The organism is Shewanella sp. Choline-02u-19 (genome assembly GCF_002836205.1).
Taxonomy (GTDB): Bacteria; Pseudomonadota; Gammaproteobacteria; order Enterobacterales; family Shewanellaceae; genus Shewanella.
In genome coordinates, this window is record NZ_PJBE01000013.1 from 573,413 (window position 1) to 600,309 (window position 26,897).

The following is a 26,897-nucleotide window of genomic DNA, read 5'->3' on the forward strand; positions in this document are numbered from 1 at the left end:
TAACCCGAAAGGTGAAGTGCTTTTAGGAAAATGCGTTAATCGCCCCGCAAATGGTGCATGATGGTAGAGTATTAAAAGATGTATCTGTTGGTTGCTATGGCCCAGTAATCGGGTTGGCAGCAGAAGTGGCAGTCAAGGATAATGAGTAATTATTACTTATACATTTAGTATATGCGATCGTTTAATTTATATATTAAGGTGTTGAAATGTACTTATCTTTGACGGGCTAGAGCTTTTACAGAGATATAACTCCTTTTAGTATTTCCTCTCCAATATAAAGGAGGGTTGAGTCAGGGGACTAACCATTTAATTTTACAAGGATATAATATTTACACCTAATACATATAGTAGATTAACTAAAAAGCTGGAGTGAATGAGAACTAAATATCTAGAGTCTTTATTTTTCAACGATTTATTCAAAGATATTTAAAATAAAATAAAATAAAATAGAATATAAAATATGAATTTACTCAAAACATCTTTTTTAACATTCATCGCAACTGCAATTAAGGTACTAGCAGGCTTAGTTATAAATAAAGCTGTTTCTATATATATCGGACCATCAGGTATTGCTTTAATCGGTCAATTTCAAAATAGCTCACAAATAGCGATGACAGTAGCTCAGGGCGGGATAAATACAGGTGTAACAAAATACACTGCACAATATGGCGTTAAAAGTGATCTTCTTCCAAAGCTATGGAGTACAGCTGCAAGAATAGTATTGTGTTGCTCTGTGGGTGTTGGTCTTTTTTTGATTTTCGGTTCTAAGTATATTTCTGAATATACATTAAAAACAGATGAATATAGTTATGTGTTCATTACTTTTGGTTTTACGATTATTTTCTTTACAATTAATCAATTGCTGCTATCAATATTGAATGGTTTAAAAGAAATAAGAACTTTCATTGCAATTAACATATCACAAAGTATTTACGCATTAATTTTCACGACACTATTAGTTGCCTTATATGGATTGGACGGGGCATTGATTGCATTGGTAACAAATCAATCAATAATTTTTATTACAGTGCTATGGCGGTTGCGTAAACATAAATTAATTATAATAAAAAACTTTAAGCAAAAGTTCGATAATGAGCAAGGTAAAAAGTTACTTTCATACTCGGCAATCGCATTAACATCTGCATGTACCGTGCCTGTTTCACTCTTATTTATTCGTGATTACATTGGCGAAAACTTATCTTGGGATGCTGCGGGTTATTGGCAGTCTATGTGGTATATATCCTCAATGTACTTGATGGTTGTGACGACTGCTTTATCTACCTACTATTTACCACGCTTATCGGAGATAACGTCAAAAGTTGAGTTGAGAACAGAACTTAAAAATGGATATTTAATTATTATTCCAATTGTGATTGTTTTATCTTTTACTATTTACTTATTACGTGAATTTATTATCTGGTTACTATTCACTGATGATTTCAAACCAATGATTGAGCTTTTTAAATGGCAACTTATTGGTGATGTGGTTAAAGTTGCTTCCTGGTTAAGTGGGTTTCTGCTAATTGCACGGGGGGCTGTTAAGCTTACTATTTTTAGTGAGATTTTCTTTTCTGTTACTTTTTGTTGTTTATCGGTTTACTTTGTTAATAATTATGGCTTAGTTGGTATGTCATATGCTTATGTCGTAAATTATATGGGGCACTTGCTATTTATGTTATATTTCACTCGTAGGAACATTCTTTATTAAAATTATGATATTTAAAATAATTAACCGATTATCTCTTTATAAACGAAAATTATTTACGTTTTATTTTCTCTACATTCGCACAAGATTAATGCCAGTTAGGCTTACCTTTCAAACGTTACCTTTATTGACACAAAAAACGAGAATAGCTGGTTTTGGGAGAATTGAACTTGGGAAATCTGTAATGTTAGGAATACGCACATCCCCATTTCTCAATACAGGTGAGTTTTATATGGCTGCGAATAAACACTGTTCAGCTATAAAAATAGGCTCTGATGTAAGTATTAATAACAATGCAGCTATTATTGCTAATACTAGTACAATTACGATAGGTGATAACACCTTAATTGGACCCAACTTTATGTGCTTTGATAGTAACTTTCATTCATTAGATCCTACTAAAAGACTTATACCAGCCGAAGCTAAAAGCAAGGCGGTTCTTATTGGTAATAATGTATTTATAGGGGCGAATGTGACTGTTTTAAAAGGCAGTATAATAGGTGATAATTCAGTTATTGGGGCCGGGTGTGTTATTTCAGGAGAAATCCCTAGAGATAGCGTGGTTTCATGTGCCACAAATAATACTATTACAATGCTTAAATATTGAGATAAGTTAGATATATGAAAATATTAATTACAGGTGGTGCGGGTTTTATTGGTTCTGCAGTTATTCGTCATCTCATAAAGTATACAAAATGCTCAGTGGTCAATGTAGACAAACTGACATATGCAGGCAATTTGGAATCATTATTAGACATATCTAATTCAGCTCGTTATTCTTTCGAAGAAGTTGATATTTGCAATCGTTCTGAGCTTGACAGGGTTTTAAAAGACCATAAACCTGATGCAATAATGCATTTAGCTGCAGAGTCTCATGTTGATCGCTCGATTGATGGCCCAGCAGCGTTTATCGAAACTAATATTGTCGGCACATACACTTTACTTGAAGCAACTCGTCAATATTGGCTGGTATTAGGTGAGGAAGCAAAATTAGCTTTCCGTTTTCATCATATCTCAACAGATGAGGTGTATGGTGATTTAAAGGGAACAACAGACCTATTTACAGAAACAACATCTTATGCGCCAAGTAGCCCCTATTCAGCCTCTAAGGCGTCGAGTGACCATTTGGTCAGAGCTTGGCTGCGAACTTATGGTTTGCCAACCATTATAACAAATTGTTCAAACAATTACGGACCCTACCATTTTCCTGAAAAATTGATCCCATTAGTTATCTTAAATGCATTAGAAGGCAAGCCTTTACCAATATATGGCAAAGGTGATCAAATTCGAGATTGGTTATACGTAGAAGATCATGCTCGCGCATTATATAAAGTTGTGACAGAAGGAAAAGTTGGTGAAACCTATAATATAGGTGGTCATAACGAAAAGCAGAATATCGAGGTTGTTGAAACACTTTGTAATATTTTAAATGAGTTGGTACCCAAAGAAACAGATTACAAAGAGTTAATTACTTTTGTGACTGATAGACCTGGTCATGATATTCGTTATGCTATCGATGCAAGTAAAATTGAGCGAGAGCTTGGTTGGGTACCTACTGAAACATTTGAAACAGGTTTAAGAAAAACAGTGGAATGGTATTTAGAAAACAGTCAGTGGTGCCATCGGGTGCAAGATGGCTCTTATCAACGTGAACGTTTAGGAGCTTAATATGAAAGGTATTGTTTTGGCTGGTGGTTCAGGAACTCGACTGTATCCAATTACAAAAGGTGTATCAAAACAGCTATTACCTGTTTATGACAAACCGATGATCTATTATCCATTATCGGTACTTATGCTTGCAGGTATTAAAGATATATTAATCATTACTACAACTGATGACTTAGATGGATTTATTCGTCTATTAGGTGATGGGAGTGATTTTGGAATAAGCCTAAGTTATAAGATTCAAGCAAGTCCAGATGGTTTAGCGCAAGCCTTTATTATTGGTGAAGAGTTTATTGGTAATGATTCTGTTTGCTTAGTATTAGGTGATAATTTGTTTTGGGGGCAAGGTTTTTCTCCTATGTTACAAAATGCTGCATCTAAAAAAAGTGGTGCCACGGTTTTTGGTTATCAAGTACAAGATCCTGAAAGATTTGGAGTGGTAGATTTTGATGAAAATATGAAAGCTCTTTCAATCGAAGAAAAACCAGTAAAGCCCAAATCAAATTATGCAGTAACAGGGCTTTATTTCTACGATAATGATGTTGTTGAAATTGCCAAACAGGTTAAACCATCTGAACGTGGTGAATTAGAAATTACGAGTATCAATCAAGCCTATTTGGATAAAGGCTTGCTTAATGTGGAGTTGCTCGGTCGTGGCTTTGCTTGGTTAGATACAGGAACTCATGAAACACTATTAGATTCTGCAATGTTTGTGGAAACCATAGAACGTCGTCAAGGTTATAAAATTGCCTGTTTAGAAGAAATTGCATTCAATAATGGTTGGTTAACAGCTTCTAAAATAAGAGAGTTGGCAAAGCCTATGATGAAAAATAGCTATGGCTGTTACTTAGCTGAAATGGTTAAGGAGAATGTATGAGTCTAATTAATATTATTGACTTTAAATCGCTTGGTGATAAACGTGGTGGGTTGGTAGCTTTGGAAGCTCATAAAGATATCCCCTTTGATATCAAGCGAGTGTATTATATATCGGGAACAGATTCTGGTGTTGCTAGAGGGTTTCATGCTCATAAACAATTAAAACAGGTTGCTATTTGTATTACTGGTCGCTGCAAGTTTATTATGGATGACGGTGTTCAAAAGCAAGAAGTCGTAATGAATAATCAGACTAAAGGAATACTCATAGATAAGATGCAATGGCATGAAATGCATGACTTCAGTCATGATTGTGTTTTACTTGTATTAGCAAGTGACTGCTACGAAGAGAGTGATTACATTCGTAACTACGACGAGTTTATTCAACTAGCAAAATAGTCATTTAGACTCAATATAGCTAATTTATAAAAAATTTAAGGATAATTATGATTTATATCACCGGCGCGGCTCGTGGCATAGGTAAGTTTCTATTTGAACATTTTTCTAATGAAGGTTTAAATGTTGTTGGTACATATAATAACTCAGTGCCAGATTCAAAATTTACTGATCAGTTATCAAAAGTTGATATCACCAACCCTGAAAGTGTTGGAAATTGGCTCGCTAATAATCATGATGAGACAGGCACTAATATCTTAATTAATTGTGCAGGTATAAATTATTCAGCTTTAGCACATAAAGCTGATTTAGACGCATGGAAAAATGTGATTAATGTCAATCTAATTGGGACATTTAATGCTATTCACTGTGCTTTACCCTTAATGAGAGAAAACGGTTACGGTAGAATTATCAATTTTTCATCCGTAGTTGGTCAAAAAGGGGTAGCAGGAACAAGTGCATATGCAGCCTCAAAATCTGCACTGTCGGGCTTGGCTAAAAGTATTGCCATTGAAAATGCTACCAAAGGCATAACTATCAATAATATCAATTTAGGATATTTTGATATTGGTATGATCAGTGAAGTACCGGAAAAATTTCATCCTGCAATTCTAAATTCAATTCCAAGTAAAAGTTTCGGTCAACCAAAAGATATTTTAAGTACAGTTAAATACATAATTGATACAGATTATTTAAATGGTACTTCGATTGATTTGTCTGCAGGTCTTGTATAATGAATGTTAACAATAAAGTAGAAGACATTAGCAACGCAAAAGCTATTTTTGAAAAACGTAAAGATAAAATGTTTTTTTATTCTCAGTGTAATTTTTTGAGAAATGTGGATGCATCGACACTTTTGAATAAAACAGTCTTTGAACCTTTGTTCTCTGAGTTGGAAAGTAACGAAAGTTTACTTTTAAAAATAATTGTGGAAGATGAGATACATTACTTTATCGTTAAAGAGCTAAAGTGGGATAGTGAATATTTTCAACTGCCCACTTTTAAACTGCAAGCTATATTATTTGACCATGGTGATGTTAATTTATTAGCAGCAGCTATTATTTTTTTTCAAAAATCTTTCTTTAAAGAACATGGGCAATACTGCTTTACGTTCATACCTAGCGAAGACATCCTAGTATTACAGGCATTAACCTTAGCAAAATTTAAATTAATTGAAACTAGGTTAACTTACTATGGTGCCAATATATCTAACTTTACAAGTGAGCGTTTTGACGTTCGCGAAGCGACTCAAAATGACATCCCTAACTTAAAGCGTGTAGCTAGCATGATGGTTAATGAATATGACCGTGTACATGCTGATCCCGCCATTGATAATAATTTAGCAGATAAGTTTTTAGCGACTTATGTAGAAGAATCAATTAAAGGTTTTGCTGATGTTGTATTAGTTCCAAATGAAAAAAGCACTCAACCGGATGCTTTTGTTAGTGCAAATTATTTGAAAGGTAGTTGGGAAGATTTAGGTTGCAATGCATCTCAAATGGTACTGTCTGCTGTTTCTAATACAACTTGTAAAGGTTGGTACAAGAAACTAATTATTGAAATGACCCATCACCTGAAAGAACAAGGCACAGATTACGTATATTTTCATCCGGCATCGACAAACAGAGCTGTTATTCATACCTATGAGACATTAGGTTTTAAATTTGGGCAAGCTGGGCATATATTATCATTTTCTAATTAGCATAAAGAAAAAACAGTGTTCCCTTTATGTTAGAAATATATTCCAAATAACTTTCAGAGTCATATGATGTCGAAAAGAACAAATACAACACTTGCTGATTGGCAGGAGTTAATTAAGTCTAAATCAAAAACAAGCCCCTACAAAGAGTTTATCTGGAGAACACCAGAAGAAATTGATATTAAGGCTCTTTATACTAAAGCTGATACAAGCGATTTGAAATATTCAAACACTTTGCCTGGTTATCCTCCTTATGTACGTGGAACGCAGCCTAGCATGTATACAGGAAGACCTTGGACAATTCGGCAGTACGCAGGTTTTTCATCAGCTGAAGAATCAAATAAATTTTATAAGAAGAATCTAGCAGAAGGTCAACAAGGCATTTCAGTTGCTTTCGATTTAGCTACGCATCGAGGGTATGACTCTGACCATGAACGAGTTAAGGGCGATGTTGGTAAAGCAGGGGTTGCAATCGATCATGTAGAGGATATGAAAACTCTTTTCGATGGGATTGAATTAGATAAAGTTTCTACCTCAATGACAATGAACGGAGCGGTCTTACCAATATTAGCAAACTTTATAGTTGCAGCAGAAGAGCAAGGGGTTTCTAAAGAACATTTATCGGGGACTATTCAGAACGATATTTTGAAAGAGTTCATGGTTCGTAATACTTATATTTACCCACCTAAACAGTCAATGAAAATTGTAGGTGATATTATTGAGTATTGCACAGTTAATATGCCAAAATTTAATACTATTTCTATTTCTGGTTATCATATGCAAGAAGCAGGGGCTGATGGTGCATTAGAGTTAGCTTTTACTTTAGCTGATGGTAAAGATTATATTAGAACCGCTTTGTCTTCAGGACTAGATATCGACTCTTTCGCTCCAAGGTTATCATTCTTTTTTGGAATCGGAATGAATTTCTATATGGAAATTGCAAAGTTGAGAGCTGCACGTTTGCTCTGGTGTAAAATAGTAGATGAATTCAGTCCTAAAAACCCTAAATCAAGTATGTTGAGAACACATTGCCAAACTTCTGGATGGTCACTGACTGAGCAGTCTCCTTATAATAATGTGACTAGAACTACTATAGAAGCCATGGCTGCTGTTTTTGGTGGTACTCAATCATTGCATACTAATGCGCTTGATGAGGCTATCGGGTTACCAACTGAATTTACGGCAAAAATTGCTAGAGATACACAAATTATTTTACAAGAAGAAACTGGCATAACAAATGTAATTGACCCTTGGGGGGGCTCTTACTTTATGGAAACTCTAACTCAAGAATTGGCAGATAAAGCTTGGGGAATAATTCAAGAGGTTGAAGGTTTAGGGGGAATGGCAAAGGCAATTGAAACCGGTATGCCTAAACTTAGAATAGAACAAGCTGCAGCAAAAAAACAGGCTAAGATTGATAAAGTTGAAGATGTTATCGTTGGTGTTAATAAGCATATTTCCGATATTCCTACTGAAGTGAATGCGCTGGAAATAGATAATCACCAAGTAAGAAATATGCAAATTGAAGGCTTAAAAGAATTAAGAAATAAAAGAAATGAGCAAGAGGCATTAAAATCCTTAGATAATATTTCGCAATGCGCACAAACAGGTGAAGGAAATTTATTAGCATTGTCTATTGAAGCTGCACGATGTCGCTGTACTGTTGGTGAAATATCTTCTGCAATAGAAAAGGTCTGGGGGCGTTATCAACCGGAGATTAAGATTAACAGCGCTATTTACGGAGCTGCTTTTCAAAATGATGAAAACTGGTTGGATATAAGTGCTGATATTGATAAGTTTAAAGAGAAACATGGCAGAAGGCCACGAATGCTTGTCGCCAAGATGGGCCAGGATGGTCACGATAGAGGTGCAAAAGTTATAGCTTCTGCATTTGCTGATGTTGGATTTGATATAGACTTGTCACCTCTATTCTCTACTCCAGACGAGGTTGCAAACCAAGCTATTGAAAACGATGTTCATATTATTGGGGTTTCATCACAAGCCGCAGGCCATATGACGCTTGTACCTGAATTGTTCGAGGCATTAAAAAAATTAGAGGCAACGGATATTATTATCGTTGTTGGCGGTGTTATCCCCAAACAAGATTATAAGTTTTTGGAAGATATAGGCGTCAAAGGCATATTTGGCCCAGGGACAAAAATTCCTTTGGCTGCAAGAGCTGTAATTGATTGTATTAATGAAACAACAAATATTAGGTATGAATAGTTGGAATCTATATTTGATGTTCAACAGTTAAGATCTGGGAATAGGCGCGTGTTATCTAAACTTATAACTCTTATCGAAAGCACTCTTCCTGAAGATAAACTATTATCTCAAAAAATTCTTGAGAATATTTTTGCATATTCTGGTAGCAGTATAAGGGTTGGTATTACAGGAATACCTGGCGTTGGAAAATCTACCTTTATCGAAGCTTTAGGTATGTACTTAATTGGCTTGAATAAAAAAGTTGCAGTTATAACAATAGACCCTAGTTCACCTATTAATGGAGGGAGTATACTCGGAGATAAATCTCGGATGAACTCACTTTCAAAAGAGGTGAATGCATTTATCAGGACAAGCCCCTCATTAGGATTTTTTGGCGGGGCTGCCAGCAAAACACAAGAAACTATATTAGCCTGTGAAGTTGCAGGATATGATGTTGTTTTAGTTGAGTCTGTAGGAGTTGGACAATCAGAGTTTCAATTAGCTAATATGGTTGATTTTTTTCTTGTTTTGGGGTTGCCTAATTCCGGGGATGAACTTCAGGGTATTAAGAAAGGGATTATTGAATTAGCTGACTCTGTTGTAGTAAATAAGTGTGATGGCACTAATGAAACTTCCGCTAACCTATCAAAATTACAATACGAAAACGCACTTTCTATTTTAAATTCCCAAGCTATTTGGAAACCAAGAGTTCAAACATGCTCAGCAATTGAGAATATTAATATAGATGCTGTTTGGGATTTAATTTGTGAATATTGGATCTTTGGTGAGAATTCAGGCTATATCAATCAGAAACGTGCAAAACAAAATAAGAATTGGATGTGGTCTATTGTTCATGAAATGATAGACATTAAAGTGAAAGAAGTATTGAATAATGAAGATTGCGAGTCAATTGAGCGTCAAGTTATTGATAGTAAAATAACACCTTTAAATGCTGCGCAATTTTTAATGGAAAAGTTTGATAATAAATTAGGTAAAATAAAATGAAACAAATCGTTCGAAATGTAAAGATCTTAGGTACAGGGTCTTATACTCCTGAATATATTTTAACAAATGAAGAACTGTCTAAAATGGTATCTACAACACCAGACTGGATAGAAAAAAATTTAGGCATTAAAGAACGAAGAATAGTTAAAGGGGACGAATGCACTAGTGACTTAGCTTCAAAAGCAGCGCTAAGCGCAATAGATAATGCAGGCTTAACTAAAGATGATATTGACTTAATTATAGTTGCTACAGCGACACCCGATAGACCTGCGCCGTCTACTGCTGCAATTGTTCAAGATAAAATTTCAGCGTCTAACGCTGTAGCCTTTGATATTTCGGCTGTTTGCAGCGGATTTCTATATGGGATGTCCGTTGCTTCTGCTTTCATATCCTCGGGTGTATATGACAATGTACTAGTAATTGGTGCTGACACATTTTCAAAAATTACTGACTGGACAAGGCGTGATGCAGTTTTCTTCGGTGATGGAGCAGGTGCTGCAGTGCTAACAAATACAAAAGAGACTGAAGGGTTTCTCGCCACTAGACTATATACAGATGGTTCGGGAAAGTTTAATTTTACTGTTCCAGCAGGTGGTTCTGAAATACCCACAACTCAAGAAACGGTTGAACAAGGTTTACATTTTTTCCAAATGAATGGTCAGGCAGTATTCGATACTGCGACTAAAGCATTGCCTAAAGCGATTAATCAGGTTTTAGAAGACACAGGTCTGAAAGTTGATGATATTGATTTAATGATTCCTCATCAACCATCAATAAGGATTTTACAGAAAACAGCTGAAATTATTGGTTTGCCGTTTGATAAGGTAATGACCAATATGGACAAGTATGCAAATACTAGTGGTGGAACTATACCTATTCTTTTAGATGAAATGCATAGGTCTGGGAGAATTAAAAAGGGAGATATTATATTGTTTGCAGCCGTAGGCTCTGGTTGGGCATATGGAGCATCAATAATAAAGTGGGCATAGTTAATCGTATACATTCTTAACCCCCTGTTTAAAAAAATTTATTATTCGTTTTAGCTATTTCAGTTCTATTTATAAAGGTGATACTCCTAAAGAGTATATCAATATGATTAAATTCTTAGATTTAAAAAAAATAAATCAACAATACCAACAAGAGCTTAAAGATGCTTGTAGTCGGGTTATAGATTCTGGTTGGTATATTTCAGGTTCTGAACTTAAATGCTTTGAGCTGGGTTTTGCAGACTATTGTGAGGTTAAACATGCTGTTGGGGTAGCTAATGGGTTAGATGCATTAACTTTGACGCTAAGAGCCTGGATGGAGCTTGGGAAATTGGAGACTGGTGATGAAGTTATTGTTCAAGCTAATACATACATAGCTTCCATCTTAGCTATAACAGAAAATGGTTTGAAACCTATTTTAGTTGAGCCCGACGAAGACACTTTTAACTTAAATAGTAAAAATATTCTAGCGGCTCTTACTAATAGGACTAGGGTGATTTTACCTGTACATCTGTATGGCCAGATTTCACCTATGGATGAAATTATGGAAATTGCGAGAACTAATAACCTTTTAGTTCTCGAGGATTGCGCTCAGTCTCATGGTGCAATGATCCAAGGTAAAAAATGTGGTGCTTGGGGGCATGCAGCAGCTTTTAGTTTTTATCCAGGTAAAAATTTAGGCGCTTTAGGCGACGCAGGTGCCGTTACTACAAATGATCAAGAGTTAGCTGATACTATAAAAGCGCTTGGCAATTATGGTTCAAAAATTAAGTATGAAAATATTTACAAAGGAGTTAATAGTCGATTAGATGAAATACAAGCCGCCATGTTGAGCGTTAAATTGCCCTATTTACAAGCCGAAACAAAGCAAAGGCAGTATATTACCAGTCGTTATTTAAATGAAATTACGAATTCAAAAATAAAACTGCCTACGGTTGGAGACGTTGATTCCCACGTTTGGCATCTTTTTGTTGTCCAATGCAGTGACAGAGACGGATTACAAAAATATTTACAAGGGAAGGATGTCCAGTCTTTGATTCATTACCCTATTCCTCCTCATAAGCAATTGGCTTATGAGCAATGGAATAATATTGACTTACCATTGACAGAAAAAATTCATCGCCAAGTTTTATCCTTACCAGTTGACCCAACAATGAGCGAGTCAGATATCAGTTCGGTGATAGATGCTGTAAATCAGTACAGGGTAGATGATTGATCATAGCTATTTTTTATCAGGTGTTTGAGAGGGGTAATAAACCTAACGGGTTAGCCACCTCGAAAACAGGTATGAGCCATCTAACTATGTTCTGTGTTGATAAAAAATAGCTTTCACAGAACGCATTTTTTAAATATTTGGGTTGTCGGCCTAGTTTGGCCCTGTTTGATAATTATATTAATCTCCTAGTACTGATTTAGAGTATATGTTTCGCAAAAAGAGAGCGCTAAAAAATGAAGGTATTATTGCTAGGGGAATACAGTGGATTCCACAAAAACTTGTCTGAAGGCTTATTAGAAATAGGCGTAGATGTAGTTACAGCCTCTGGCGGAGATGGTTGGAAACAGATACCCTCCGATATTAACTGGGGAAGTGCTAAAAAAGGGCTCGGGGGGAAAATTGAACGTTTATATAATGTTTCAAAGGTATATCGACAATTTGAAGGCTATGATGCAGTACAATTAGTATCACCTGTTATATTACCGACAAAATTGGGCATAAATAAAAGCTTTCTGAAGTTTATTACCGAGAATAATAGTAAAACATTTTTACTTGGAGCCGGTGGCTCAACAGAAAATACTGCAATTGCTCAATTCTTAAAAGAAAGATTTAAGTACCCTCAGCACTATCAAGAGGTAATAAAAAGAGTTAAATCTGAATGGAGCCTTTCTACAAGTGGGCGCAGTTTCAATGATTACCTACTAGATGTTATTGATGGTTATATCCCAATAATGTATGAGTATGCTCAAGGGTATAGGGATATCAATTACCAAAAACAAAAAAAGACAATTCCAATCCCGATGAATATAAATAAAGTGATGTATAGGGATAATATCTGTCACGGGAAAGTTGTTTTTTGTCATGGTGTAACTAGAGCAGCAGAAAAGGGCAGTCATTTAATTAAAGATGCGATGGAAAAACTTAAGAGAAAATATCCCAATGATGTTGAAATACACATTGTGGGGAATTTACCATTAGCTGAATATTTGAAGGTGACAGCGCGTGCTAACGTGATAATTGACCAAACCTATTCGGTTTCATACGGAATGAATTCAGTTTATAACTTAGCGTTAGGTAAGGTTTGTGTCGGTGGAGGGGAGACTGAATGTTTAAATGAATTTGGTTTGGAAGATTCACCTTTGATACCAATAGACGCGAATGTAGATGATATTTTTAAGACGCTCGAGCGCATTCTTGCAAATAAACACTTAATAACCGATATAGGTTATAAATCAAGGCAATATGCTGAAGATGTTCACTCTCATGTGATAGTTGCCAATCAGTTTTTGAAAACATGGACATAATTAGAGTGGAGGGGACTGGAATGAAATTAGAGCCATTGGGTAAAGCTTATAAATATTACCAAACAAATGATATTGTTAATCGTTATAGCAAAATAACTGATCTGTTACATCCGAATAAAGAAAACTTCATCCAGCCATCGTCAGTTCTTAGCGTTATGATGAAAAACTACATTGTTGGCGATAACACAATGGTTGATGGCATTAGAAAAGAGCCTTGGATGCATTGTTTTGATTATTTAAAACAAGATTTTATCCCTTGTGAATTACCATCTCATGGAAAACTAGATAAAAGTCAGAGTCAAATAGCCTGCAATTTGAAAAATCTTCTGTTAGAAGAGGTTTTAAGTTTTGTTGATGGAAAAAATACTGTTGGAATTCTTCTTTCTGGTGGGATGGATAGCCGTGTAGTTGCTGGTCTGTTACGAGAACTCCAGGAGTCTGGGGCGTTTTCTGGTGATGTCGTTTGTTTAACTTGGGGCGTTGAATCTACTAGGGATGTTGTTTACGCACGAAGAATCGCTAAACAATTTTCTTGGGAATCATTACATTTCCCCCTTTCAGCTGAAAGTTTAATTGAAAACATTCATTTAGCTGCAGATATGGGAGCAGAATTTTCACCTTTACATTTGCATGCAATGAATAGCGTTGCAAAAACTAAGGGTATTGATGGTATCATAGCAGCTAGTTACGGAGATAGTGTTGGTAGAGCAGAGTATTCAGGCACTAAAGTTAAGGACCTTTCTGGTTTATTGAGTAACGACTTCGATAAATTTGGGCTTATCTCCTCATCAGTGAGAAAACAGTTCGGTGTAGAGGTTCAGATAGAACTTCAAAAATACCATAAGCTTTTTCCTCGTCAACAAGATTGGCAGCATTTTGAGATAGAAAGACAATGTCATTACATGAGAAGGCAACTTGGTGCATGTATGAGTATTATAGATAATAGTGTCCCTCTGTATCAAATTTTTACTAAACCTTCTGTTTTTAATTATATGTGGTCTCTGGACCCTAAGTGTAGAACTGACTATGTGTATGTGGAATTATTGAAAATATTACCAGGTGATTTATTAAATATCCCCTGGGCAAGAGATGGTAAGATTTATCCAGGTGTCGGTAATGCTTTAGACAACATACCCTCAGCTTATAATAAATATGGAATTTGGTTACGAAACGAATGCTCCGACATTGTAAATACAGCATTAAATTCAGGAGTGTTAGAAAGTTTGAACTTATTTAACCCATATTCTATTAACTCTTTAAAGTCATACTGGTATAAGTCTAAATCAGAGAGTGCGGATAGGCTTGATGAAAGAGTGTCTTGGATGGTTTCGCTATCGATTTTTGCGGATAAATACAACATTAAAGCTGAAAAAGAAAATAATGATTTAGGTTGGGTAGATTGTATTAATTCCTTAAAAGGAAGAAGCTATAGCTCTGTTTATCGGTTTGGGCGAAGTGTTATTAAATGAGTGTTTCTACCCTTCCGTAATTATAGGACGACGCAGTGTTCCCATATGTGTTTATATTTATAATGTTATCAATTCTTTCTTTTTCTCATTTCATAAAAGGTTTGAAGGAAAAAAAGTTATTCTTTTTCATTTATTGTTCTTTGTTATTGGTTCTGTTTGCTGGCTTACGAAAAAATGGAGTTGGAGCTGATGATATATCATATTACAACTTTTTTTTGGAAAGAACGCCGGATCTATATCAATGGGTTTTTGGAAGTTATGTTTATGATATCAGTGAACACTTTATGGAGCCTGGTTATGTTCTTATAAATAGTGTTATAAGGGTTTTTACTGATAGTTATATTGTTTTGTTTTTTGTCATTTCATCACTTTCTGTTGGTATTGCGGCATATAACTATAAACGCTATTCAAAGTACGTTTTTTTAACTTTTCTGCTTTTCTTTGTTCATACTTATCTTTATAGAGATATGAATCAAATTCGTTCAGCTGTAGCTGCCGCTATATGTTTGTTCTTAATTGCTCAAATTCACAAAAAAGAGCATATGAAAATATGGCTTACACTTTTTTTTGCTAGTGTTTTCCATGTCGCGTCGTTATCAGTGGCTGTTGCATATATATTAAGCTTCATAAAGGTTACAAGAAAAAGGGTCTTAATTGCTTATATTTTATCTTTCTTAATGGGGGCTATTGGTATATCGCAAATTGCTCTTTCTGTAGTCCCTGGAGGAGGTTTTTTTGCCAGTAAACTCCACAGTTATACCGCCAATGGTAGTTATGCAAACGCAGTGTCTTTTTTTGATGTAACCAATGTGAAAAATTCTTTTGTACTGATATTTATACTCATTTTTTGGGAACGATTAGAAAAAAAGGTGCCTTACTTTGCAACTTTAGTTTTGTTTTACTTACTTGCCGTTGGAATAAGACTCGCATTTTGGGACTTAGGCGTTATAGCAGCAAGGATTTCTACCTTTTTTGCAATGGTAGAAGTTATACTTATACCATATTTTGTAACCATATTTCGCCAAAAAATACTGGTAACAACAGTGATAATTCTTTATGCATTTATAACTTTATACTTAAATTTATTTATAAAATCTGGGCGGTACCCATATGAATTGTCAATTTTTTAAGGAAGTAAATGAAAAAAATATTATATCTAGTTAGCACACTGAAAAGGTGTGGGCCGACTAATCAATTATCTTATATTATAAAGTATCTAGATAAATCAAGATATACACCTATCGTCTTGACACTTTCTGAAGAACTTGAAAATGATAGCATTAAAAGTCACTTCACTGATGGTTTAGGTGTAAGAGTTGAAACATTAAATCTGTCTAGAATAGCAGGGGTTTTTTTTGCAAAATCAAGTCTTAATAAATTTATACGAGAAAATAAAATAGATTTGGTGCATTCTCAAGGTTTGCGGGCTGATAGTTTGGTTGGCAGTCTAAAAATACCCAAAGTAGCTACGCTTAGAAACTACCCTTTTTATGACTACCCTATGACTTATGGGAAAATAAAAGGAAATTTAATGGCTAAATTTCATCTCAATTCTCTAAAAAAGGTAGATGAGCCTAGAGTTGTTTCTTTATCTACTTCTAATATGTTGATGGAAAATCATAAATATGACATATGCCATCTTCAGAATGGTACTGATTTAGACCGATTTTTGAATTTGGATAAAGAATCACTTAGAGAAAAGCTTGGTATTAATGTAGGTAAAAGAGTTTTTATTTCAGTCGGAGATTTATCTAATCGAAAGGACCCTTTACTTATTATTAAAGCATTTAAAAAAGCAAATCTAGAAAATAGTAAATTATTATTTTTAGGAGATGGTCATCTTTACGCTGAGTGTGAAAAAGAAATTTTAGATTTTCAAGACATAGAACTCGTTGGTAAAGTGGCTAATGTAGATGAGTATCTAGGTGCTAGTGACTATTTTATATCTGCTTCGTTAGCGGAAGGACTCCCCAATACTGTTCTTGAAGCCATGGCTTGTGGTGTCCCTTGTATATTGTCAAATATTCCTCCACACAGAGAGATCGCTCAATTCAATAAATCATCATCACTTTTTTTTGAAATAAATAATATAAATGAGTTGGTGGATAAAATTAAAGGAATAATAGTTGAAGATTATGAAGTGATGAGTGTCGCTAGTAAGAAAATAATATATGACCATTTAAGTGCAGAAATAATGTCAAATAATTATCAGTCTATTTACAATGTTTTATTAATGAAAACGATGGGTATTTAATGAGTGTTACACCGTTTAGTGTCTTAATTTCTTTATATCATGCCGAGAAATCAAATCACCTAAATTTGTGCTTAACTAGTCTGTATGAGCAGAAGTTAAGAGCTGATGAGGTCGTTTTGGTTTTAGATGGTGAAGTTAGTTTTGAATTGCATCAAGTTATTAATGATTGGGCTGAATTACTCAATATTAAAGTTTTTCCATTACAACATAATGTTGGTTTATCGAAAGCGCTAAATTATGGTCTTTCTTTTTGCAACTATGATTTAGTTGCTCGTATGGATACTGATGACATATCGACCTACTACCGATTTGAAGAACAAGTAAAATTCATGACCTTGAATGAAAATGTTGATATTGTTGGAACCTTTTCAGAAGATATTTCTGAGTCTGGTAAAATATTAGGGCTTAGAAAAGTGCCTATTTCACATGATGATATTTTGAAAAATATTTGGGCTTGCCCGATTATCCACCCATCCGTAATGTTCAGAAAAGCAAAAATTCTAGAGATTGGTAGCTACAGTGAAACAGCCCCCCACAGACAGGATGATTATGAGCTCTGGATTCGAGCAGCTAATAACAATGCTGTATTTGCAAATATTCCCAAAACATTAATCCAGTATCGGATACCAGATAATGCATACAAAAAAAATACTGTAATGGTTGGAATAAATCGTGCTCGAATAGGCTTCAAAGCTGTCTGTAAATATGATCCTAGATTGCTAGCGTTTTTGGGGCTTTTATATCCATTAATTAGAGCTATGCTACCTCAGTTTTTACAGGTGAAATTAGTAGCTATTGCTAGTAAGTTGGATCCTAGGAGTTAAAATGATTGCAGTTACAGGTTCTACAGGTTTTTTAGGAAAAAAGCTATTAGCTGAATTACTAAAGGTTAATGATGTTGTCGTTTGGGGAAGAAAAAAGCCTTCTTGTGTGGCTAATAATAACTTTGTAAAATTAAATATTAACGACCGAACAATTTACCCTACCTCCATGAAGTTAGTTTCTCAGATTATACACTGTGCTGCCCGTGTACATGTTATGAATGACAACTCTACTAACCCTTTAGAAGAGTTTAGAGAAGTAAACACCTACGGCACACTCAATTTTGCACGGCAAGCTGCTGCTGCAGGTGTGAAACGTTTTATTTTTATTAGCTCAATTAAAGTTAATGGCGAATCTACAGAATTAGGTAAGCCTTTTAAACCTGATGATAGCTTTATTCCTACAGATCCTTATGGATTAAGTAAACAGGAAGCTGAAGTTGGTTTGCGTAGGATAGCAAAAGAAACAGAAATGGAAGTTGTGATTATTCGTCCTCCATTAGTTTATGGCCCAGGGGTTAAAGCTAATTTTGCTTTTATGATGAAATGGGTAAATATTGGGCTACCTTTACCATTGGGTGGCATTAAACAGAATAAGCGTAGCTTGGTATCAGTATACAACCTTGTTGATCTGATTGTTACTTGTGTAGATCATCCAAATGCAGGGAATCAAACTTTTCTAGTTTCAGATGATGAAGATATCTCAACTACAGGTTTATTAGAAAACATGGCAAAAGCATTAAATGCACCGAAGCGTTTAATACCTATTCCTATCTCATGGTTCGGTTTGGTGAGTAAATTGATTGGTAAACCAGCTATATCGCAACGTTTATGCGGTTCATTACAAGTTGATATATCCAAAACTAAAGAGATGTTAAACTGGGAGCCACCCTATAATTGTACTGAAAGCATGAAAAAAACAGCCAATGCTTTTATTGAAAGCCATAATTTAAATAAGAGAAGTCATTAATTCATGAAAAATATTTTAATCCGTATCCTCGATTTCGTCATCGCTTTTCTGGGGCTGCTCGCTACATTTCCAATTTTACTTATTGTTTTCGTTATTGGTTATTTTGACACCCGTTCTCCTATCTTTATACAAGAGCGAGTTGGTAGAAATAAGCGTCCTTTTAAACTTATTAAATTCCGCACTATGTCGGTTGATACTAAGTCAGTAGCCAGCCACCTTGCAAATAATGCATCTATTACCAAGTTTGGAAATTTTCTCCGCAAAACTAAAATTGATGAACTGCTGCAGCTTATTAACGTGGTAAAGGGGGAAATGAGTTTAGTTGGCCCGCGACCAAACCTGTTTAACCAAGAAGAGTTAATTGAAGAGCGTGATGCACTTGGTGTTTATAATGTGTTGCCAGGAGTGACGGGTTTAGCACAAGTACAAAACATAGATATGTCTACCCCTCAGCTGCTGGCAAAAACCGACAAGAAGATGATTGATACTCTGACCATTAAAGATTACTTCAAATATATCATCATGACGGCTACTGGCAGTGGCAGTGGTGATGCGGTTGAACCTAAATAATGTTTTAGAATATTTAAATAGTTGGAATTAAAAATAATGAAAGTTGCAGTTGCCGGAACTGGCTATGTTGGATTATCAAACGCAATGTTGCTATCTCAGAAACATGAAGTGATTGCGGTCGATATTATTCCTGAAAAAGTAGATATGTTAAATAAGCAAAGATCACCTATCGCGGATACGGAAATCGAAGATTTTTTGGCAAATAAAACGCTTAACTTTACCGCTACGCTTGATAAAAAGTTGGCTTATACCGATGCACAGTACGTGATCATTGCCACCCCAACGGATTACGATGTAGAAACTAACTACTTTAATACCTCTTCAGTTGAAGCAGTAATAAAAGATGTTATCTCGATTAACCCTAATGCGGTAATGGTCATTAAGTCGACGGTACCAGTAGGTTATACTAAGCAGGTGAAAGAAAAATTCGGCTGTGACAATATTATGTTCTCACCTGAGTTTTTACGAGAAGGCCGAGCGTTGTATGATAATCTGCATCCGTCGCGAATTATAGTCGGTGAGCGTTCTGAGCGTGCTGAGGTATTTGCTAACCTATTAGTTGAAGGTGCATTAAAAGAAAATATTGAAGTTTTGTTTACCGACTCGACTGAAGCGGAAGCTGTAAAGTTGTTTTCAAATACTTATCTTGCTCTGCGAGTAGCTTATTTTAATGAGTTAGATACCTATGCTGAAAGTCATGGCTTAGATTCCCGACAAATAATTGAAGGTGTAGGTTTAGACCCTCGGATCGGTTCGCATTACAATAACCCTTCTTTTGGGTATGGTGGTTATTGTTTACCTAAAGATACTAAGCAACTACGTGCCAATTATGCAGATGTACCTAACAGTATAATTGGTGCGATTGTTGACGCCAACACCACTCGTAAAGATTTTATTGCTAATAGTATTTTGAAACGTAACCCTAAGCGCGTTGGTATTTATCGCTTGATCATGAAATCAGGTTCTGACAATTTTAGAGCTTCTAGTATTCAGGGGATTATGAAGCGACTTAAGGCGAAGGGGATTGAGGTCGTGGTTTATGAGCCTGTACTTGAAGAAGATGAATTTTTCCATTCAAAGGTTATTAAGAGTTTAGATGAGTTTAAATCATCATGCGATGTCATTGTATCAAATCGCATGGTAGATGAGATTAGTGACGTGGCAACTAAAGTATATACTCGTGACCTTTTTGGTTCAGATTAATTTTTTGAGATAATGATATGAAATATTTGGTCACAGGCGCAGCAGGTTTTATTGGTAGTGCTGTAGCAGAAAAATTAGCTTCCGCTGGTCATGAAGTTATTGGTATTGACAATATCAATGATTACTATGATGTTAATTTAAAATATGCACGTTTAAAACGAATCGAACATGATAATTTTCGATTAATTAAACTGGATATTGCAGACAGAGTAGCGGTTAAACAGTTATTTGAAAATGAGCTGTTTGATCGCGTTATTCATTTAGCGGCACAGGCAGGTGTTAGGTATTCGATTGAAAACCCACTAGCCTATGCTGATTCCAATCTTGTTGGGCATTTGAACATTTTAGAAGGTTGTCGTCACACTGAAGTGAAACATCTAGTGTATGCATCCTCAAGCTCTGTATATGGCTTAAATGCTAAAACCCCATTTGCAACTTCTGACAGCGTCGATCATCCTGTTTCGCTTTATGCTGCAACCAAAAAGTCCAATGAGTTGATGGCCCATAGCTATTCGCATTTGTATGATACACCTACAACCGGTTTACGTTTCTTTACCGTATACGGTAGTTGGGGACGTCCCGATATGGCGCCGTTTATCTTTACTAAAAAGATTTTGGATGGTGAGACAATAGACATTAATAACAATGGAGATATGTGGCGTGACTTTACCCATGTAGATGACATCGTTGAGGGTGTCGTTCGTATTGCTGATGTTATACCAAGTAGAGATAATACTTGGACTGTGGAGAAAGGTTCTCCTGCGACAAGTTCAGCTCCATACTCTATCTATAACATAGGCCATGGTTCACCTATTAACTTAATGGGCTTTGTAAAGGCCATTGAAGATGAATTGGGCATTAAAGCTAAGAAGAACTTTAGAGAGATGCAGGCTGGTGATGTGTACCAAACTTATGCTGACGTTGCTGACTTATTTGAAGCTACGGGATATAAACCTAAAGTAGGCGTAACAGAAGGTGTTGCAGAATTCGTAAAATGGTACCGCGAGTTTTATAATAAATAGAAATTTTTATTTGAAATTGAAGTTTAAGCTGTTAATTTAATTGCAATCTCAGTTGGTCTTTTAGTCTCAAGAATGTTTTTAGACGAGATCAACTGACTCATCAAGCTTTTTCCTTTGTTTTGCTTTTAGTTTATTTCCTACCGTTTGGGTCTTTATTCAAACTGCCTTCATTGATAGCTAACAGTCAAAACTTACTTAATATAATTACATGTTTTTGGATCATTTATGAAAGTTGTTATTCCGGTTGCGGGTTTGGGTACACGCATGTTGCCTGCGACAAAAGCTATTCCTAAAGAGATGCTACCGATCGTTGACAAGCCGCTGATTCAATACATTGTGAATGAGTGTATTTCGGCAGGGGTTACTGAGATTATTTTGGTTACGCATGCGAGTAAAAATGCGATTGAAAACCATTTTGATACATCTTACGAACTTGAGTCGACGTTAGAAAAGCGTGTTAAGCGTCAGTTGCTTGAAGAGGTGCAGTCTATTTGCCCTAAAGGCGTGACCATTATGCATGTGCGTCAAGGTGAGGCTAAAGGGTTAGGTCACGCGGTATTATGTGCTAAACCTTGCATCGGTGAGCATCCGTTTGCAGTGGTATTGCCTGATGTTATTCTAGATGAGTATACAGCTGATCAAAAGACTGATAATTTAACTGCGATGATAGCGCGTTATAAAGAGAGTTCTGCTACTCAAATTATGGTTGCTCCAGTCCCAAAGAATGAAGTGAATAAATACGGTATTGCAGATTGTGCTGGAGTTGATCTTGCTCCTGGTGAGGTGGCTGAAATTACTGCAATGGTTGAAAAGCCTGCTGTCGATGTCGCACCGTCCAACCTCGCTGTCGTGGGACGGTATGTATTATCAGAGAAAATATGGGCTTTATTAGCCAAAACACCAGCGGGTGCGGGTGGTGAAATACAGCTAACTGATGCTATTGATATGCTCATTGAACAAGATACCGTTGAAGCATTCCATATGACCGGCGAATCACATGATTGCGGTGACAAACTAGGTTATATGAAGGCATTTGTTGCGTATGGACTTCGTGATAAAAAACTCGGTAATGAATTTAAAAAACTTGTGAGTGGATTACTCTAGTTAGCTTTTCTAAAACTAAAAACCAACTTAGCATGAGTTGGTTTTTTTATGCCTTTAAGTAATGACTAAAGTGGGCAGTGTATGCTCCTGGTCAAAATATTCCCCCATCAGCTCTATCTTGGCCGTTATAATGTGGTTAATTTACCTTCGATAATTCCTGTTCTTTATATTCATACTAGAGAAGAATTGTCTATTTAAGATATTATGCTTAGTAAATTTCACTATATGAATCAAAAACACCATACGTTAAAGGGTATGACCCGAGGTGAACTCTAGTCGGGTACTGCTAAATGAGTATATGTATAACAACGATTATGTTAAAATCGCCTGCATTGTCTATGCTATATAACAGCATAAATCTTTTTTAAGATCTCTTATAATATGAAATTTATGAACTTGGGGCGGAAAATGGACTTTTTGCAAGGCATATTTACTTTACCTCGTGCTCAAAAGCGTATGGTGAGCTTGACGGTTGACTCTTTATTTTTAATCTTTGCTTTTTGGACTGCCTTATTAGTTCGTTTAGATGATGTTTCTGTCTTGTCGGATAGTGGTTACTGGCTTGTTTTATTATTTGTTGTGCCTGTGAGTCTATTTGTGTTTGCTAAGTTTGGCCTCTATCGTGCGGTATTACGTTATATGGGCTTGCAAGCGCTGATCGCTATAGCTTCTGGTGTTATTGTATCGACGATAACGCTGGTGTTGGTTGCATTTTATACTGAAGCCAATATACCTCGGACTTTCCCCCTCATTTACGCGGCTTTCGCGCTGGTCTTTATTGGTGGTTCACGAGCAATGGTTCGCTCGTTGGTCGGCACAGGGATCAAGCGTGTCGGCGAACCTGTGATTATATACGGCGCGGGTGTTAGTGGGCGTCAACTATTAAGCTCCTTAGTGCAGAGCCATGAATATCATCCTTTTGCGTTTGTCGATGATGATGAAAGTTTGCATGGAACGGTTATTCAAGGGGTGCATGTTCATTCACCTTCAATTATTCGCAAACTGATAAAGCAAAAGTCAGCCACTAAAGTGCTATTAGCGATCCCAAGTGCTAGTAGGAGTAAGCGTCAGAATATTTTGTTAACACTCGAATCTTTGGCTGTTCAAGTGCTCACTATCCCCGCGATGGCTGATTTGGTGAACGGCAAAAAGCTATACAGTGATATTAAAGAAGTTGAGATTGAGGATTTGCTTGGAAGGGACTCGATCTCTCCTCGTGAGGATCTTCTGTCTGCCAATATTACCAACAAAGTTGTTCTGGTAACCGGAGCTGGAGGTTCTATTGGCTCTGAACTCTGTCGCCAGATTATAAAGCAATCACCTGCTAAATTGGTTTTGTTTGAACTCTCAGAATTCGCTTTATATGCGATAGAGAGGGAATTAAGGACGATTGCTTTAGAACTTAATTTAGATGTACCTATTTTCCCTCTGATGGGATCGGTCCAGCGTGAGAATCGAATTCAAGCTGTGATGGAGTCTTTTAACGTTCAAACGGTCTACCACGCAGCTGCCTACAAGCATGTACCTCTCGTTGAGCACAATGTAGTGGAAGGGGTTCGAAATAATGTGTTCGGGACTCTATATACCGCAAGAGCTGCAATTGCTGCCAAGGTCGAAACATTTGTTTTAATTTCTACAGATAAAGCAGTTCGCCCAACTAATGTCATGGGCACCACTAAACGTATGGCTGAATTGGTATTGCAAGCTTTCGCTAAAGAAAATAAGCACACTCGTTTTTGCATGGTTCGCTTTGGTAACGTTCTAGGTTCATCAGGTTCTGTAGTCCCTTTATTTAGAAATCAAATCGCTAATGGTGGCCCTGTTACTGTTACTCACCCTGAAATCACTCGTTTTTTCATGACGATTCCAGAAGCATCGCAACTTGTTATTCAGGCGGGTGCTATGGGTAAAGGGGGTGATGTTTTTGTTTTAGACATGGGAAAATCAGTAAAAATTGTAGATTTAGCCTCGAAGATGATCCGCTTGAGTGGATTTGAAGTGAGAAACGAGGTTAATCCAGATGGTGATATAGCGATTGAGTTTAGCGGTTTACGTCCAGGTGAAAAGCTCTACGAAGAGTTACTTATTGGTGATGATGTTACCGGGACCGAGCACGAACGTATTATGACGGCTAATGAGTCATTTTTAGATTGGAGTGAATATTCTCTAATATTGGACAGACTTGATAAAGCTTGTCATGCATTCCAACACGAAGTGATTCGCGATATTTTGCTTACTACGCCGACAGGCTTTAATCCAACTGACGGTATCTGCGATTTGGTATGGCAACAAGGTGTGTCAGAAAGAGAGACGGATTCTATAAAAGAAACTGCAAAAGTTATCCCGTTAGTTTCTTAATTCGTCCTCAAGTTTATTTAAAGGCCAATTCTTAGAGTTGGCCTTTTTTGTTTTTAAAGGGGTAAAAATTGGTTAGAAGCAGGTTAGGGGCTGGTTTAGAGCCGGTTTAGAGCCGATAAAAGCTGAGATGATTAAAAGCAGGTTTAAGACCGATTCAGATCCGGTAGAGCCAAGACGGTTAAAATCTTAGATAAAAGCTCGGAAAAGAAAAGACTGTAAGGTTGAACGTTGTGTGTATTCTTGGTTTGCATCGTCTCGGCTTACTCCGTCTTAGCTCGAACCGTCTTGGTTTGCTTCGTTTTGGTTTGTAGATCTCAGCCTGTATCGTCTCAGCTTCTATCGTCTCAGCATTATCCGGCTTTAAATCGGCTCTTAACCGATTATCACCTTCTCAACTTGTTCCTTCTCAACTTGTTCCTTCTCCGCTCGCACCTATTTCGATTTTCGCATTGGGGAGTAGTTTTTTATATTCCTCGGCGAGTGCTGCTTTAGCTTCGTTATCGCCGTGGACTATGCGGATGAGTGTTGGTTTAACGCGCATGCCTTTTACAAAGTTAATTAGGTTGTGTTGGTCTGCGTGGGCTGAATAGCCACTGACGGTATGGATTCCGGCTTTAATGGCGATTTTCTTGCCATCTATGGTGCAGTAACCTCCGCGAGGTCCGTAGGTTTGGATCTCTCGTCCTGTTGTTCCTTGTGCTTGATAACCTACAAATATGATATCGGTCGTAGGATTACTTAGCAGTCTCGCTAAATAGTTTTGAATTCTTCCACCAGTACACATACCACTTGCGGCAATGACTATCGCCGGTTTATTGCGTTTACAAAGGTAATCTATTGTTGTTAGGTGCTCTTGATGGCTGCCGACGGTATAAAGCTGCTCGAAGTCTAACGGGTGCCGGTGTTGAGTGAGCTTACGTTTAGCTTCGTTGTCCCACAGCGCTTTAAACTGTAGGTAGTGCTCGGTAAACTTTGCGGCCATTGGCGAATCAATAATCACTTCAATATGTTGCCACATCTCATTCTTATGCTGATATTGATGGATCAGCTGCTCTAGTTCATAAAGTAACTCTTGTGTTCGGCCAATACTAAAGGCTGGGATAAGTACCACGCCATTATCTGCAACAGACTTTTCTATTACCTTTCTTAAACTCTCGCTCCGCTGTTTACGTCCTTGATGGTTCTTATCGCCGTATGTGGACTCTATAACTAAAGTGTCCGCTCTATAAGGGCTTTTGGGACTTGCAAGCAACGGAGTATTAGTCGCCCCTAAATCGCCGGAAAATACCACTCTGTGCTTAGCTTTGTTCTGGCTGTTGTTTTGGCTCTTGTCTTTGTTCTTATTTGTGTGCTTATTTTTAGAGGCAGCACTATTGGATAGCTCTATCTCTACATAGGCGGAGCCAAGAATATGACCCGCAGGTTTAAACTTTGCTTTGGCTTGGTTATAGGTATTGGCTTGATGGTCTGGCTTCGCGTGATTCACTGCGTTGGTGCTGAGAGGGGAGTTAAGCTCTAAGGCAAACCATTGATTATATTCAATCGGTGTGATGAGTTGTTGCAGTTTTTTTAAGTAGAGCTTTATCATACGGTGGTTTTGGGTCACACCAATTTTGAGTGCGTCTTCAATAACCATTGGCAGTAGCGCTGCTGTGGCCACGGTGGCGTAGATAGGTTTGTTAAAGCCTGCTGCAAGCAGGTAAGGTATTCTGCCAACATGGTCGATATGGCAGTGAGTCACAATTAGCGCTTGGATATTGCTGAGTTCGAACTCTATCGGCAGTTGTTCAATAGCGCTTTTGCCTGCGGTTTCAGCGCCCTGAAATAATCCACAGTCAATCAGAATGCTCGACTGAGTGTTGATATCAAGTTGATGGCAAGAGCCAGTGACTCCGTTGACTGCACCGTGATGGATTATTTGCATTTTTTATCTCCGTATTTATACACAAGCCATTTGGATATACCCTTCCATGGATTAAACTAGAGTAATGCAAATATAATAGGATGCAAATATAACGAGCAGCAAAGGTGCTTAATGGGTGTTATTTTAATGATGGCCACTGTTGCTCTCG

At 36.7% G+C, this 26,897-nt stretch carries 23 protein-coding genes; 22 read left to right on the plus strand and 1 reads right to left on the minus strand.

Annotated elements, in window-relative coordinates; genetic code table 11:
• Positions 1-460: 460 nt before the first annotated feature.
• The 22 genes from CXF83_RS09205 to CXF83_RS09310 all read left to right on the plus strand — a co-directional run bounded on the left by CXF83_RS09205 (position 461) and on the right by CXF83_RS09310 (position 24,825).
• Positions 461-1,708: an O-antigen translocase gene (locus CXF83_RS09205; RefSeq protein ID WP_101092181.1), complete on the plus strand. Its 1,248-nt coding sequence runs from the start codon at positions 461-463 to the stop codon at positions 1,706-1,708.
• 181 nt (positions 1,709-1,889) lie between these two features.
• The gene (locus CXF83_RS09210; RefSeq protein WP_232775081.1) at positions 1,890-2,312 is read left to right on the plus strand and encodes an acyltransferase; all 423 of its coding nucleotides are present in this window, start codon (positions 1,890-1,892) and stop codon (positions 2,310-2,312) included.
• Between the two features lie 14 nt (positions 2,313-2,326).
• Positions 2,327-3,373: a dTDP-glucose 4,6-dehydratase gene (rfbB, locus tag CXF83_RS09215; protein WP_101092179.1), complete on the plus strand. Its 1,047-nt coding sequence runs from the start codon at positions 2,327-2,329 to the stop codon at positions 3,371-3,373.
• Between the two features lies 1 nt (position 3,374).
• Entirely contained in the window at positions 3,375-4,247 is an 873-nt protein-coding gene (rfbA, locus tag CXF83_RS09220) for a glucose-1-phosphate thymidylyltransferase RfbA (RefSeq protein WP_101092178.1), read from the plus strand.
• On the plus strand, positions 4,244-4,642 hold the full coding sequence (locus CXF83_RS09225; RefSeq protein WP_101092177.1) for a sugar 3,4-ketoisomerase: 399 nt from the start codon (positions 4,244-4,246) through the stop codon (positions 4,640-4,642). The genes rfbA and CXF83_RS09225 overlap by 4 nt, the downstream gene beginning before the upstream one ends.
• A gap of 47 nt (positions 4,643-4,689) precedes the next feature.
• Positions 4,690-5,373 (plus strand): SDR family NAD(P)-dependent oxidoreductase, encoded by a 684-nt coding sequence (locus CXF83_RS09230; protein WP_101097997.1) that lies wholly within the window; start codon positions 4,690-4,692, stop codon positions 5,371-5,373.
• Positions 5,373-6,341, plus strand: a complete 969-nt coding sequence (locus CXF83_RS09235) for a hypothetical protein (RefSeq protein ID WP_101089191.1) — start codon at positions 5,373-5,375, stop codon at positions 6,339-6,341. Before CXF83_RS09230 ends, CXF83_RS09235 begins: the two co-directional genes overlap by 1 nt.
• A gap of 63 nt (positions 6,342-6,404) precedes the next feature.
• Positions 6,405-8,564: a methylmalonyl-CoA mutase gene (gene scpA, locus CXF83_RS09240; protein ID WP_101089190.1), complete on the plus strand. Its 2,160-nt coding sequence runs from the start codon at positions 6,405-6,407 to the stop codon at positions 8,562-8,564.
• Entirely contained in the window at positions 8,565-9,548 is a 984-nt protein-coding gene (gene meaB / locus CXF83_RS09245; protein WP_101089189.1) for a methylmalonyl Co-A mutase-associated GTPase MeaB, read from the plus strand.
• Positions 9,545-10,537, plus strand: a complete 993-nt coding sequence (locus CXF83_RS09250) for a 3-oxoacyl-ACP synthase III family protein (protein WP_101089188.1) — start codon at positions 9,545-9,547, stop codon at positions 10,535-10,537. Before meaB ends, CXF83_RS09250 begins: the two co-directional genes overlap by 4 nt.
• Before the next feature lie 103 nt (positions 10,538-10,640).
• A complete protein-coding gene (locus CXF83_RS09255; RefSeq protein WP_101089187.1) occupies positions 10,641-11,750 on the plus strand; it encodes a DegT/DnrJ/EryC1/StrS family aminotransferase in 1,110 nt (369 codons plus the stop codon).
• A gap of 233 nt (positions 11,751-11,983) precedes the next feature.
• Complete coding sequence (locus CXF83_RS09260) at positions 11,984-13,054, plus strand: glycosyltransferase (RefSeq protein WP_101089186.1); 1,071 nt, start codon at positions 11,984-11,986, stop codon at positions 13,052-13,054.
• Between the two features lie 20 nt (positions 13,055-13,074).
• Complete coding sequence (locus CXF83_RS09265; RefSeq protein ID WP_157822863.1) at positions 13,075-14,523, plus strand: asparagine synthase-related protein; 1,449 nt, start codon at positions 13,075-13,077, stop codon at positions 14,521-14,523.
• 35 nt (positions 14,524-14,558) lie between these two features.
• Positions 14,559-15,653 (plus strand): EpsG family protein, encoded by a 1,095-nt coding sequence (locus tag CXF83_RS09270; protein ID WP_101089184.1) that lies wholly within the window; start codon positions 14,559-14,561, stop codon positions 15,651-15,653.
• An 8-nt stretch (positions 15,654-15,661) separates the two neighbouring features.
• On the plus strand, positions 15,662-16,777 hold the full coding sequence (locus tag CXF83_RS09275) for a glycosyltransferase (protein ID WP_101097998.1): 1,116 nt from the start codon (positions 15,662-15,664) through the stop codon (positions 16,775-16,777).
• Positions 16,777-17,601: a glycosyltransferase gene (locus CXF83_RS09280; protein WP_101089333.1), complete on the plus strand. Its 825-nt coding sequence runs from the start codon at positions 16,777-16,779 to the stop codon at positions 17,599-17,601. The genes CXF83_RS09275 and CXF83_RS09280 overlap by 1 nt, the downstream gene beginning before the upstream one ends.
• A gap of 1 nt (position 17,602) precedes the next feature.
• Positions 17,603-18,568, plus strand: a complete 966-nt coding sequence (locus CXF83_RS09285; protein ID WP_101089332.1) for a UDP-glucose 4-epimerase family protein — start codon at positions 17,603-17,605, stop codon at positions 18,566-18,568.
• 3 nt (positions 18,569-18,571) lie between these two features.
• A complete protein-coding gene (locus tag CXF83_RS09290; protein ID WP_101089331.1) occupies positions 18,572-19,138 on the plus strand; it encodes a sugar transferase in 567 nt (188 codons plus the stop codon).
• A gap of 36 nt (positions 19,139-19,174) precedes the next feature.
• Complete coding sequence (locus CXF83_RS09295; RefSeq protein WP_101089330.1) at positions 19,175-20,341, plus strand: nucleotide sugar dehydrogenase; 1,167 nt, start codon at positions 19,175-19,177, stop codon at positions 20,339-20,341.
• Positions 20,342-20,358: 17 nt separating this feature from the next.
• Positions 20,359-21,363 (plus strand): NAD-dependent epimerase, encoded by a 1,005-nt coding sequence (locus tag CXF83_RS09300; RefSeq protein ID WP_101089329.1) that lies wholly within the window; start codon positions 20,359-20,361, stop codon positions 21,361-21,363.
• A 225-nt stretch (positions 21,364-21,588) separates the two neighbouring features.
• Positions 21,589-22,467, plus strand: coding sequence for a UTP--glucose-1-phosphate uridylyltransferase GalU (gene galU, locus CXF83_RS09305; RefSeq protein ID WP_101089328.1), 879 nt, complete (start codon positions 21,589-21,591; stop codon positions 22,465-22,467).
• A 408-nt stretch (positions 22,468-22,875) separates the two neighbouring features.
• Positions 22,876-24,825 carry a nucleoside-diphosphate sugar epimerase/dehydratase gene (locus CXF83_RS09310; protein WP_101089327.1) on the plus strand — a complete coding sequence of 650 codons (1,950 nt, stop codon included), beginning with the start codon at positions 22,876-22,878 and terminating at the stop codon, positions 24,823-24,825.
• Positions 24,826-25,231: 406 nt separating this feature from the next.
• Here CXF83_RS09310 and CXF83_RS09315 read toward each other — a convergent pair whose 3' ends face one another.
• Positions 25,232-26,749, minus strand: coding sequence for an MBL fold metallo-hydrolase RNA specificity domain-containing protein (locus CXF83_RS09315; RefSeq protein WP_101089326.1), 1,518 nt, complete (start codon positions 26,747-26,749; stop codon positions 25,232-25,234).
• Positions 26,750-26,897: the final 148 nt, after the last annotated feature.